The following is a 12,325-nucleotide window of genomic DNA, read 5'->3' on the forward strand; positions in this document are numbered from 1 at the left end:
ATGGAACTACTTGTCGCTTCTGCCATTGGCATCCTGACGGCCGGTGGGCTGTATCTGGTGCTGCGCCTGCGCACTTTTCCTGTGATTATGGGCATTTCGCTGCTGACCTATGCGGTCAACGTGTTCTTGTTTGCATCGGGGCGCTTGACGGTTGGCGCAGCCCCTGTGCTGCGCGATGGCGTCACAGCCTATACCGACCCGCTGCCACAAGCTTTGGTGCTGACGGCCATCGTGATTTCGTTCGGAATGACAGCGGTGGTTGTGATGATCGGCCTTGGTGCGTTTTTGGGCTCTGACGACGATCACGTCGATGATCAGCCTGAACCCAAGTCGGAGGGCACGTCATGACCCATTGGATCATCGCCCCCATCGTATTGCCGGCTCTTCTGGCCCCGTTTATCGTGCTGGCCGCGCGCTATCACATCGGCATCCAACGCGCCTTTTCACTGGCTGGGGTGGCGGCACTTGTTGTGATCGCCGCCGCGCTGGCGTGGGGCGTTTCTGACGGTTCCATCCATCTTTACCAACTTGGAGACTGGGCAGCACCCTTTGGCATTGTGCTGGTGGGGGATCGGCTGTCGACGCTTATGGTGCTGTTGACCGCAGTGCTGGCGCTGTTTGTACTGCTTTACGCGATTGGGTCGGGTTGGGACGAACGCGGGCGGCATTTCCATGCACTGTTTCAGTTCCAATTGATGGGCATTATGGGCGCGTTCCTGACGGGTGATTTGTTCAACCTGTTTGTGTTTTTCGAAGTCCTTTTGATCGCGTCCTACGGCCTGATGATCCACGCAGGTGGCAATGCGCGTCTGCATGCGGGTGTGCAATATGTGCTGTTTAACCTGATTGGATCGACCCTGTTCCTGTTCGCGCTTGGGGCGATCTATGCCGAGACAGGAACGTTGAACATGGCCGACCTTGCACAACGCGTCGCCCTGATTGGCCCAGAAGAAACTGTAGGCATTCGCGTCGCATCTGTCCTGTTACTGCTGGTGTTCGCGATTAAGGCTGCTGTCGTGCCGTTGCACTTCTGGCTGCCATCGAGCTATGCCGAGGCACCAGCCCCCGTGGCCGCATTGTTTGCGATCATGACCAAGGTCGGGGCCTATGCCATCATCCGCGTTTACACGTTAATCTTTCCACCTGATTTGGCAGTGACACAGGGCCTGCACGGGCTGTGGTTGCTGCCTGCCGCGCTGGTGTCGCTGGCGATTGGGATGATTGGGGTGATGGCGGCCAAACGGCTTGATCGATTGGTGGCGTTCGCCGTCATTGGATCGATGGCGATGGTCATGGTGTCGATTGCGCTGTTCACGCCGACCAGTATTGCGGCTGCACTTTATTACATCATCCACTCGACACTTGCCGCTGCCGCACTTTTCTTGATCTGCGATCTGGTGCGCACGGGCAGGGGCAATGTCGACATCACACCTCAAGTGCCCATGGCCGGGGCGGCGCTGACGGCGGCACTGTTCTTTGTGGGCGCGATTGCCATGGCGGGCTTGCCGCCGCTGTCAGGGTTCCTTGGCAAGTTGCTTGTGCTTAATGCCGCCTTCGGAACGAACAAAGTGGCATGGGTTTGGGTAATTGTGTTGGCCTCTAGCCTTATCAGTATTTTGGGGTTCGCACGCGCGGGCTCTGTAATGTTCTGGAAAGCCCACGGAGTCACGCGTGATGGCAACGTACGTACAATGGCGCGCCCTGCCGCACTGTCTTATGTGGCCGTTGGCGGGCTGATTGCTTTGCTGGCCGCGCATACGGTGTTTGCCGGGCAAGTGCATGGCTACACCAGCAAAATTGCTGCACAGCTCTTTGCGCCTGAACCGTATATCTCGACCGTGCTGGACACCGCTGGCAAGCTCAGCAAACCAAGCAAGGAGGCCCACTGACATGATGGCACGCTGCTTTCATTGGCTGATGCCGCATCCGTTTCTGACCGTGCTTTTGGCCGTGGTGTGGATATTGCTGCAAAACGAATTCTCTGCCGGAATGGCTGTCTTTGGTCTGATCCTTGGCATTTTGATCCCGTGGGGCACCTCGATTTGGTGGCCCGACACGCCCAAGGGCTTTCGCATAGGCAAGATGGTGCCTTATTGCCTGATGGTGATCTGGGATATCATTGTGGCCAATATTCAGGTGGCTTGGATCGTGCTGACCGTGCCCAATTCCAAGCTGAAACCGGCATGGGTTGTTATCCCACTGGACCTTGTTCAACCCGAGGCCATCACGGTGCTTGCAGGTACGATCACGCTGACGCCGGGCACCGTGTCAGCAGACCTATCCAGTGAAGGGCACAGCCTGTTGGTGCATGTGCTGCACACCGATGACCCGGACGCCGTGGTGGACGAGATCAAGACCCGCTACGAGGCCCGGCTCAAGGAGATTTTCCGATGACCGAGGCCATGAATTTTCTGAACATCGCGCTGTACCTCGCCTTTGCAGCACTTGCATTGGGGCAAGTGTTTTCCATGGTCCGTCTGGTTTTAGGGCCAACTTACGGCGACCGAATTCTTGCGCTTGATACGATGGTGATCAACGCATTGGGGTTGGTCGTGGTGCTGGGCATCTCGCAAGGCGTGCAAATCTATTTCGAAGTGGCGCTGCTGATTGCGATGCTGGGCTTTGTATCCACGGTCGCACTGGCACGGTTCTTACTGCGGGGGGACATCATCGAATGATCGAAGTGATCGCCATCTACGCCGCCGCCGTCAGCCTGCTGATCGGATCGGCATTTGTCGCCGTTGGAGTTATTGGCTTGCTCAAGTTCAACGACCCAATGGCACGCCTGCATGCGCCCACCAAAGTCGGAACTGTTGGCATTGGGATGCTATTGCTGGCGTCGATCTTGCATTCTTATGCCAATGGCGAAAGCTCGGTCCATGCGCTGTTAATCATGGGCTTTTTGTTCGTGACAGCACCTGTTTCGGCCAATTTTATCGCCAAGGTCAACATCCACCGCGGCGCTTGCGAAACTCCGCCAGCGCCACCGCGCGACGACACGTGGTCGACGCTGGATACGCCGGACGCGGACATGGATGCAGAGCCGAACGCGCCCGAATAAGGCTGCAATTTTAGGGGAATGATTGTGTTGGACAAAGATCGCCTGTTTCCGACAGAGCCGCAGGTGCGCGCGCTGGCGCGTGAATTATATGAGGGTGTGTCTGACCTGCCGATCATCAGCCCGCATGGCCACACGGACCCGCGTTGGTTTGCTGAAAACGACCCGTTTCCCGACCCCACCAACCTGTTTGTAACGCCGGACCACTACGTGTTTCGGATGCTGCACAGCCAAGGCATTCCGCTGGAAACGCTTGGCGTGCCCCGTGTGGACGGCGGGGAAAGCGAACAAGACACCCGCAAGATCTGGCGACTGTTTGCGCAAAATTACCATCTGTTTCGCGGCACGCCGTCGCGGTTGTGGGTCGATCACGCCTTCCAAGAGGTGTTTGGCATCACGCAGCGCTTATCGGCGGACACTGCCGATGCGATCTATGACCAGATCGACGATTGTCTGGGGCGCGATGACTTCCGCCCGCGCGCCCTGTTTGAACGTTTCAATATCGAGGCGATCTCGACCACAGAAAGCGCCATCGACGATCTGCGTTGGCACAAGATGATCCAAGGCAGCGGCTGGGGCGGCAAAGTGGTCACGGCCTATCGCCCCGACGCGGTGATCGATCCGGAATTCGAAGGGTTTGCGGACAATATCGCCACCTTTGGCGCAATGACCGGGCAAGACACCAATACTTGGTCCGGCTACCTTGCCGCGCACCGCGCGCGGCGGGCTGAGTTCAAACACTATGGCGCAACGTCTTCGGATCACGGTCACCCAACCGCACGCACCGAAGATCTGCCACAGCCCCAAGCCGAAGCCCTGTTTCAAAAGGCTCTCGCGGGGCAATGCTCAGCCCAAGAGGCCGACATGTTTCGTGGTCATATGCTGACGGAAATGGCGCGGATGAGCCTTGAAGATGGGCTTGTCATGCAAATCCATCCCGGTTCGATGCGCAATCATTCGGGCGATGTGATGGAACGCTTTGGGCGCGACAAGGGCTACGATATTCCGACGCGCACCGACTATGTGACCGCCCTTCGCCCTCTGTTAAACGCTGTCGGGTCGGATACACGGCTGACGCTGATCTTGTTCACGCTGGATGAAAGCAGCTATGCCCGCGAACTGGCCCCATTGGCGGGGGTATACCCGGCGTTGAAATTGGGGCCCGCGTGGTGGTTCCACGACAGCTATGAAGGGATGAAACGGTTCCGCGAGATGACGACGGAAACGGCGGGTTTTTACAACACCGTCGGCTTTAACGACGACACCCGCGCGTTCTGTTCCATTCCGGCCCGGCATGACGTCGCACGCCGTGTTGATTGCGGTTATCTGGCGACCCTGATTGCCACGGGCCGCTTGGATCGCGACGAGGCGCACGAGGTCGCTTATGATCTGACATACCGCCTTGCCAAAGAGGCGTACCGCTTGTGAGCCGCGCCGAAACGGGCATTGTGCATCTGGGCCTTGGTGCGTTTTTTCGTGCGTTCGGCTGTGTCTATGTGGCGGATGCGGTGGCGGCATCGGGGGGCGATTGGGGCATCATTGGCGTTTCTTTACGCAGCCCCGCGACCCGTGATGCGCTGCGCGGGCAGGATTGGGCTTACACCTCGGTGTCACTGGGGGCCACGGGCCGTCAAACGCGCCGCATTGAGGTGCTGAACGACGTTCTAGTCGCGCCCGAAGATCCTGTTGCCGTACTGAACGCGATGGCCGACCCAAAGGTCAAAATCGTCTCACTTACCGTAACCGAAAAAGGATACTGCCACATCCCGGCGACGGGGGCGTTGGATGCGGATCATGCTGATGTTCAGCACGATTTGACCCATGATGTGCCTGTCTCTGCCGTTGGGTATCTTGTGCGCGCTTTGCAAATGCGTTGTGCGGCGGGGATTGCGCCGTTCACGGTACTCAGCTGCGATAACTTGCCTGAAAACGGCGCAGTTGTGCGCGGTGTGGTGCTGGATATGGCAGCGCGGATTGATCCGGACTTGGCCGATTGGATCGCAACCGAGGGACGCTTTCCTTGCACAATGGTTGACCGGATCACACCCGCAACCACGCCGGACGATATCGCAGCTTTGGCGCGCGATGGCATCAATGACGCGGCCCCAGTCATGCACGAACCCTTTGGCCAATGGGCCATCGAGGATAACTTTGTCGGTGGCGCGCGCCCGGATCTTGCTGCTGCCGGGGTCGAATTGGTGACAGATGTTGCCGCCTTTGAGGCGATGAAGCTGCGCATGTTAAACGGCACTCATTCTGCGTTGGCCTATACCGGTTATCTGGCCGGGCACGACACGATTGCGGACACTGTGGGTGATCCGATCTTTGCCACTTATGTTCAGCGGCTGTGGGCTGAAATCATGCCCGCAGTCACCGCGCCAAAAGGCGTTGCTTTGCCAAATTATGCGGAGGCGCTTTTTGATCGCTATGCGAACCCGGCCATACGACATCGTACTTGGCAAATCGCTATGGATGGCAGCCAAAAACTGCCGCAAAGGTTGCTGGGCACGCTGCGCGACAATATGGATGCGGGGCGCGCGTCGCCTTGCCTGATCCTCGCGGTGGCAGCATGGATGCGTTACGTCACTGGCATCGATGAAGCAGGCGCGCCGATAGATGTGCGTGACCCACTGGCGGCACGTTTACGGGCAGCGGCGGATGGCTGTGATACGCCCGATCAGGTGGTGCGCGCGCTTTTGGGCTTTGAAGAAGTATTCGCTAGCGACCTTGCCCCACGTTTGTTGGGGCCGGTGACGGAAGCCGCAGAAGTTATTTGGAAATATGGTGCGCGCAAAGCCGCGCAGGAGATCGTAAGATGATTGAAAGTTGGCGCTGGTACGGCGAATTCGATACGATTTCCTTGCAAGAAGTTGCCCAAACGGGTGCGCGCGGTATCGTCACTGCGCTACACGAAATTCCCTACGGTGAAATTTGGCCACAAGCTGCGATCGAGACACGCAAAGCGCAGGTTGAGGCCGCTGGATTTGATTGGGTTGTGGTCGAAAGCTTGCCTATTCACGAACGGATCAAACGGGGCGAGGGCGATCTGACGCAGCTGTTCGCGAACTACCGTCAATCCATGGTGAATTTGGCCGCGGCCGGCGTGCATACGATTTGTTATAATTTTATGCCGCTGCTGGATTGGACACGCACCGACCTGAACGCGCCTGTGGCCGGGGGTGCAACGTGCTTGCGGTTTGAGGCTGTGAAAATGGCCGCGTTTGAAATCCACATGCTGAAACGGGCAGGGGCCGAAGCTGACTATTCGCAAGATGTCTGCCGCCGCGCTGCGGTGTGGTATCAGCAGGCAGATGACAGCAGGCGCGAGGCTTTGCTTGCCTCGATCATGGCGGGGATGCCGGGCGCGTTTGACCGATACGATGTCGCAGGGTTGCGGGAGGCTTTGCAGGCTTATGCAGGCATTGATCGCACGGTTTTGCGCGCCAACTATAATCGCTTTTTGCAAGAGGTCGGCCCCACGGCAGATGACCTTGGCATGCGCCTGTGCGTGCACCAAGACGATCCGCCGCGCGATATTTTGGGCTTGCCGCGGATTGTGTCGAGCGGAGAAGACCTTGATTGGGTTTTGAACGCCTATGACAGCCCATCGAACGGCGTGACCCTGTGTGCCGGATCATTGGGCGCAAACCCTATCAACGACGTGCCCGCCATCGCAGCGCGCGTGGCAGAACGTATCCATTTTGTGCACCTTCGCAATGTGCGCAAAGACCCAGATGGTGCCTTTGAAGAGGCCACACATCTGGACGATGACACGGATATGGTTGCCCTTATTCGTGTCATTCTGGCCGAAGAAGCCCGGCGCCGGGCCGAGGGGCGATTAGATCACAATATTCCGTTCCGTCCCGATCATGGGCACCACATGCTCAGCGATCTTGGGCGTGATTTGATCCCCGGTTATCCGTTGATCGGACGTTTGCGTGGTCTTGCAGAATTGCGCGGCGTGATCCGGGCACTGTCCAGCTGAGGTCGTGATTTTTTCCTGAAAAGTATCGCAGAATGCGTCGTGTCCCCGATTTGATCAGGGGTACATCAACCGTCGCGCTTAAAATGACCGTCTTGATCGAACGATGACGGTCCGCGCCGCAATTTCTTGATCTTTGGGCATTATATCGGTTGTATTTGTAACTAAGCGGGACATTATGCGGCGTATGGATACACGCTCTGACTTTGATATCTCGCATTTCATGCCTTACCTGCTGAACCAAGCGGCGGATGCATCCAGCGTCGAATTTCAAAGGTTTTACAAAGAGCGTTATGGCATGTTGCGCACTGAATGGCGCGTGTTGTTCCATCTTGGACGCTATGGACAACTGACGGCGGGTGAAATCTGCGAATGGGCACATATCCACAAGACTAAAATCAGTCGCGCAGTCGCAGCCCTTGAGGCCAAACGCTACCTTACCCGCGAACAAGCTGCGCAGGATCGGCGACGCGAATACCTTCACTTGACGGTGACAGGCAAGAAAGTGTTTGGCGAACTTCTTCACGCAGCAGAGAAGTTCGATGCAGATTTGATGTCTAACTTTTCGAACGCCGAAGTTGCCATACTGCGCCGTCTGTTGGCGGCTATTGCGGGGCTGAAACCCTAAGGTTCTAGCCCACAAGCACCAGCCGGATACCATAGGCGACAACCCCCAACAAAGCGACGCTGGCAAGCCAGATCGCCACGAACCACGCCAGCTGCCGAATACCTTTCACACCCATCAGTGATAACCCTCGTCTGGATCAATTTTGCCTCGGAAGACCCAATAGGCATAGGCGGTATAGGCCAAAATCATCGGGATAAGAACAACGGTGCCAACCAGCGCAAACCGCAGACTTTTGTCTGGGGCGGCGGCCTCTGCGATGGTGAGCGATGGCGGAACGATGTGGGGGTAAAAGCTGATTCCCAGCCCGATAAAGCACAACACAAATAAGGTAAGCGTGGCCAAAAAGGGCTGCACGTCTTTGCCAGCTTTTAACCCAGTAAACAGCATATAGGTGGTGGCCAACATTGCAGCAGGCATCACGACGCTAAAGAATACACCGGGGAACTTGAACCAGTTCTCGAAATACTGCGGGTCTTGGAATGGCGTCAGGATGCTGACCAGACCGATAAAGCCCAATGTGCCGATGGCCAACCGCCATGCAAACCCTTGCATACGCGCCTGCAAATCCCCTGTGGTTTTCATGATCAGCCACGTGGCCCCAAGCAGCGCATAACCAATCACGACAGCCACGCCGGTCAGAACCGAAAACGGGCTGAGCCAATCCCACCAGCCACCAGCATAGGCACGATCGGCCACTTCGATGCCCTGCACCAATGCACCAAGGGCGATGCCTTGCATGAATGCAGCCACAATCGATCCACCAAAGAATGCGGCATCCCAGACAGGTTTCCACCGTTCCGTCCGCCAACGATATTCAAAGGCCACACCGCGAAAGATCAATGCCAGCAGCATCAAGATGATCGGCATATAAAGAGCAGGCATGATCACGGCGTAAGCCAATGGAAAGACGGCAAACAATCCGCCGCCTCCCATCACCAGCCACGTTTCGTTGCCATCCCAAATCGGCGCGATGGAATTCATCATCGTGGCTTTTTCACGCTCGTTCGGCGCGGTGGGGAACAGGATGCCAACCCCAAGGTCAAAGCCGTCAAGGATCACATAGGTCAGCACGGCAAAAGCAATGATGCCGGCCCAGATAAATGAAAGTTCAAACATCAGATGGCTCCTATGCGTCGGGCATTGGGGTGGGGCGCGTTACCGGCGCAAGGCCAGAGGCGCGGATTGGGGCGTCTCGCAATCCCAAACGCTTGGTTGCGGGGGCCTTTGACATCATGCGTAGCAGGTAAAAGGTGCCTGCGCCGAACACAAAGAAATAGACTACGATGAAGGCAATCAGTGAGGCTGCAACAGCAGGGGCCGCCACAGGGGCGAGGCTGTCAGAGGTGCGCAATACGCCGTAGACCGTAAAGGGTTGGCGCCCGACTTCGGTGGTGACCCAGCCCGCAAGCACGGCCACAAAACCCATCGGCCCCATCAACAAAGACGTGCGATGCAACATCGGACTGTCGTAAAGCCGTCCGCGCAAGCGTCGCCATACAGCCCAAGCACCCAACCCCAGCATGGCAAAGCCAAGGCCGACCATGACGCGGAAGCTCCAGAACACGATTGCAACGGGGGGTTCGTCTTCGTCCGGGATCGTATCCAACCCATCAAGCGGCGCCGTCCAAGAGTGTTTTAGGATCATGCTGGACAGATAGGGCACCTCGATTTTGTAATCGATGCGCTTTTCTTCAGGGTTCGGGATGCCAAACAGGATCAACGGTGCACCGTCCGGGTGGCTGTCATAATGCCCTTCCATAGCCATGACTTTGGCGGGCTGATGTTCCAACGTGTTGAGGCCGTGAAAATCCCCGGCCAAGATCTGCAAGGGCGCGACAACAATCAACATCCACATCGCCATGGAAAACATCCGCCGTGCCGCCACATCGAGCGTGTCACGCAGCAGATGCAAGGCACCCACAGCGCCCACGACCAGTGCGGTGGTCAGATAGGCGGCCAGCACCATGTGGACAAGGCGGTATGGGAAGGAAGGGTTGAATACGATCTGCCGCCAGTCCTCAGGAATGAATTGGCCTGCGTCATTGATGGAATAGCCCGCAGGCGTTTGCATCCAACTGTTGACCGACAAAATCCATGTGGCCGATGCCAGCGTGCCAAGGGCAACCATCGCAGTGGCAAACATATGCAGCTTTTCGCCCACACGTTCGCGGCCAAACAACATGATGCCAAGAAATCCGGCCTCAAGGAAAAAGGCCGATAGCACTTCGTAGGCCATCAACGGGCCAAGTACCGGCCCGGTCTTGTCCGAAAACACCGACCAGTTGGTGCCAAATTGATAAGACATCACAATGCCCGACACGACGCCCATGCCAAAAGCAACGGCAAAAATCTTTTTCCAATAGGTGAACAGCGTCAGATAAGTTTCGTCGCGCGTGCGCAAATACTGCGCGTTCAGCACAGCCAGATAGCTGGCCAACCCGATCGAAAACGCGGGAAAGATGATGTGAAACGACACCGTGAACGCAAATTGAATGCGGGCCAGTATCTCTGCGGAAAAACCTTCGAACATGCCAAGCAGCCTTTGGTTTGTGTTACAACTATGCAGGTCAGTGCCGGGCGATATTGTCAGCAGATCACCACAGTTGTGATCCGCACCGCGTTGAAAGGGCGTGTACAGCCCTTATGTCGATCAAGCGGTGACGCGCTTAACATGACCTTACGCCCAAAATTAGGGCGTGATGGAGAAAGCGCAATGTGCGCTTTTGTCCGGGCAGACTTTGAGCGCTGCCTTTGTTCTTTGAGTATGGCCAATAGGCTGGCATAGTTAAGAAAAACGCGCACATGCGACAAATGTGCATTCGGAGGAAATACTGTGAACTACCCCGTAGAGATGAACATTAAGCCCGACGTTTCAGCACATTTCGACGAAGCGACCAATACGATCAGCTACATTGTCAAAGACCCCAACAGCCCGCATTGCGCGATCATCGACTCTGTGATGGACATTGATTATGCGGCAGGGCGCATTACACATGATCACGCCGATGCTCTGATCGCTGAAATCGAGACGCGTGGCTTGACGTTGGATTGGATCATCGAAACCCACGTGCACGCCGACCACCTAAGTGCGGCCCCCTACATCCAACAAAAATTGGGGGGTAAAATCGGAGTTGGTGAAAAGATCATGGTCATTCAGGAAACCTTTGGCAAAGTCTTTAACGAGGGCACTGAATTTCAACGGGATGGATCGCAATTTGACGCCCTGTTTCGCGAAGGCGATACCTATATGGTCGGCACCATGCAGGGCTTTGCGCTGAACACGCCGGGGCATACGCCTGCTTGCATGGTGCATGTGATGGGCAATGTCGCCTTTGCTGGGGACACGCTGTTCATGCCTGATGGCGGTTCAGCCCGCTGTGATTTCCCGGGTGGGGACGCTGGTGAACTTTATGACAGTATCCAAAAGGTTCTAAGCCTGCCGGATGATATGCGCCTGTTTATGTGTCACGACTATGGCCCCGGTGGCCGCGCGATTCAGTGGGAAACATCGGTGGCGGCGCAAAAGGCCGACAACATCCACGTGGGCGACGGCAAAACGCGCGAGGATTTCATCAAATTCCGCACAGTGCGCGACGCGCAGTTGGCGATGCCCAAACTGATCATCCCGTCTTTGCAGGTGAACATGCGCGCAGGCAAAGTGCCGACTGACGCACAGGGAAATCCGGTTTTAAAAGTACCCGTCAACGGTATGTAACCGGATGACGTACAGTGCCGATGGGTCATGGATTCGGAGCGTCGAGCAGGGCGTAAAGAAAAGGAAGTCGGTATGAAAAAGAGTGTTGCAGCCATCGCGACCGTTGCGGTGATTGGAGGGGCCTATTGGGCTTATTTCGCGACGCGCGCCCCGTTTTGGGACACGGACATGCCGTTGATCGCGACCAATGGCCCTTTGGATTTCCTAGCGGATCTGGACACGGAAAATGTGGGGCAGGGGTGGAAAGAACGTAGTTTTTTCCGCGTTACTCCCGCACGTTACGAGGTTGCACAAGAAGACGACCGTCATGCCCTGCGATGTTCAACCAACAACAGCGCTTCGATTTTGGCACGTGATACCGACATTGCGCTGAATGATTTGCCAATCCTGTCATGGAGCTGGAAATTGGTGCAACCGATCGAAAGCGACATCGACGAAAGTACCAAGGCTGGCGATGATCATCCGATGCGGTTTTATCTGCGCTTTATCAACGACGCAGGCGATAGCAAAAGCGCTGAAATTATTTGGAGCAACACGAAATACGCTCCGGGTGATTACAAAGTCATCGGTACATTTCACCATCTGGTCGCCAATGGTCTAAATGAAAATGCAGGCAAGTGGCATGATCAAACCGTCGATTTGCGCACTCTTTACGCCGACATCGGCGGAACCGGGATCGCCCGGTTGGACGTGCTGGGGTTTTTCTGTGACAGCGACAATACGGGCGCGCGCAGCGATGGCTTTTTTGGCAACATCACGTTGCGCGCTGAGTAGGGCGATTTCGGTTGGCATTTTGGCTTGCCACGCTGCGCTATAGAACGTGGCCCTCCGATAAAGCCTGCGCGCTCAGTGGCTTCGCCAAAATCAGAAGAACAGCGGCGGGCTTGTTGGCATAGCCCCATCCTACATTCACAAGAATAGAGGTCGCCGTTTAGCTTTGGG

14 protein-coding genes are annotated in these 12,325 nt (G+C 56.4%); 11 read left to right on the forward strand and 3 right to left on the reverse strand.

Annotated elements, in window-relative coordinates:
• From ABJF76_RS15570 to ABJF76_RS15610, 9 genes are all read left to right on the forward strand, one after another.
• A complete protein-coding gene (locus tag ABJF76_RS15570) occupies positions 1-348 on the forward strand; it encodes a Na+/H+ antiporter subunit C (protein WP_413819483.1) in 348 nt (115 codons plus the stop codon).
• Positions 345-1,889 carry a monovalent cation/H+ antiporter subunit D gene (locus tag ABJF76_RS15575; RefSeq protein WP_413819482.1) on the forward strand — a complete coding sequence of 515 codons (1,545 nt, stop codon included), beginning with the start codon at positions 345-347 and terminating at the stop codon, positions 1,887-1,889. Before ABJF76_RS15570 ends, ABJF76_RS15575 begins: the two co-directional genes overlap by 4 nt.
• Positions 1,890-1,893: 4 nt before the next feature.
• On the forward strand, positions 1,894-2,394 hold the full coding sequence (locus tag ABJF76_RS15580; protein WP_413819544.1) for a Na+/H+ antiporter subunit E: 501 nt from the start codon (positions 1,894-1,896) through the stop codon (positions 2,392-2,394).
• The gene (locus tag ABJF76_RS15585) at positions 2,391-2,678 is read left to right on the forward strand and encodes a K+/H+ antiporter subunit F (protein WP_413819481.1); all 288 of its coding nucleotides are present in this window, start codon (positions 2,391-2,393) and stop codon (positions 2,676-2,678) included. The genes ABJF76_RS15580 and ABJF76_RS15585 overlap by 4 nt, the downstream gene beginning before the upstream one ends.
• Complete coding sequence (mnhG, locus tag ABJF76_RS15590) at positions 2,675-3,061, forward strand: monovalent cation/H(+) antiporter subunit G (protein ID WP_413819480.1); 387 nt, start codon at positions 2,675-2,677, stop codon at positions 3,059-3,061. The genes ABJF76_RS15585 and mnhG overlap by 4 nt, the downstream gene beginning before the upstream one ends.
• Before the next feature lie 18 nt (positions 3,062-3,079).
• Positions 3,080-4,486 (forward strand): glucuronate isomerase, encoded by a 1,407-nt coding sequence (gene uxaC / locus ABJF76_RS15595; protein WP_413819479.1) that lies wholly within the window; start codon positions 3,080-3,082, stop codon positions 4,484-4,486.
• A complete protein-coding gene (locus ABJF76_RS15600) occupies positions 4,483-5,877 on the forward strand; it encodes a mannitol dehydrogenase family protein (RefSeq protein ID WP_413819478.1) in 1,395 nt (464 codons plus the stop codon). Before uxaC ends, ABJF76_RS15600 begins: the two co-directional genes overlap by 4 nt.
• The gene (gene uxuA / locus ABJF76_RS15605; RefSeq protein ID WP_413819477.1) at positions 5,874-7,043 is read left to right on the forward strand and encodes a mannonate dehydratase; all 1,170 of its coding nucleotides are present in this window, start codon (positions 5,874-5,876) and stop codon (positions 7,041-7,043) included. The genes ABJF76_RS15600 and uxuA overlap by 4 nt, the downstream gene beginning before the upstream one ends.
• A 175-nt stretch (positions 7,044-7,218) precedes the next feature.
• The gene (locus tag ABJF76_RS15610; RefSeq protein ID WP_413819476.1) at positions 7,219-7,668 is read left to right on the forward strand and encodes a MarR family winged helix-turn-helix transcriptional regulator; all 450 of its coding nucleotides are present in this window, start codon (positions 7,219-7,221) and stop codon (positions 7,666-7,668) included.
• Between the two features lie 4 nt (positions 7,669-7,672).
• Here the strand turns inward: ABJF76_RS15610 and ABJF76_RS15615 are convergent, their stop codons facing one another.
• From ABJF76_RS15615 to ABJF76_RS15625, 3 genes are read right to left on the reverse strand one after another with little or no spacing between them, the layout of a single operon-like run.
• Entirely contained in the window at positions 7,673-7,783 is a 111-nt protein-coding gene (locus tag ABJF76_RS15615) for a DUF2474 family protein (protein WP_413819475.1), read from the reverse strand.
• Complete coding sequence (gene cydB, locus ABJF76_RS15620) at positions 7,783-8,784, reverse strand: cytochrome d ubiquinol oxidase subunit II (protein WP_413819474.1); 1,002 nt, start codon at positions 8,782-8,784, stop codon at positions 7,783-7,785. The genes ABJF76_RS15615 and cydB overlap by 1 nt, the downstream gene beginning before the upstream one ends.
• A 10-nt stretch (positions 8,785-8,794) precedes the next feature.
• Positions 8,795-10,198: a cytochrome ubiquinol oxidase subunit I gene (locus ABJF76_RS15625; protein WP_413819473.1), complete on the reverse strand. Its 1,404-nt coding sequence runs from the start codon at positions 10,196-10,198 to the stop codon at positions 8,795-8,797.
• A gap of 321 nt (positions 10,199-10,519) precedes the next feature.
• On the opposite strand from ABJF76_RS15625, the gene ABJF76_RS15630 reads away from it, so the two are divergent.
• Both ABJF76_RS15630 and ABJF76_RS15635 read left to right on the forward strand, forming a co-directional pair.
• The gene (locus ABJF76_RS15630; RefSeq protein ID WP_413819543.1) at positions 10,520-11,383 is read left to right on the forward strand and encodes an MBL fold metallo-hydrolase; all 864 of its coding nucleotides are present in this window, start codon (positions 10,520-10,522) and stop codon (positions 11,381-11,383) included.
• Positions 11,384-11,455: 72 nt separating this feature from the next.
• Positions 11,456-12,157, forward strand: a complete 702-nt coding sequence (locus ABJF76_RS15635; RefSeq protein WP_413819472.1) for a DUF3047 domain-containing protein — start codon at positions 11,456-11,458, stop codon at positions 12,155-12,157.
• Positions 12,158-12,325 lie beyond the last annotated feature (168 nt).

This window comes from Tateyamaria sp., from assembly GCF_039940735.1.
Classification (GTDB): domain Bacteria; phylum Pseudomonadota; class Alphaproteobacteria; order Rhodobacterales; family Rhodobacteraceae; genus Tateyamaria.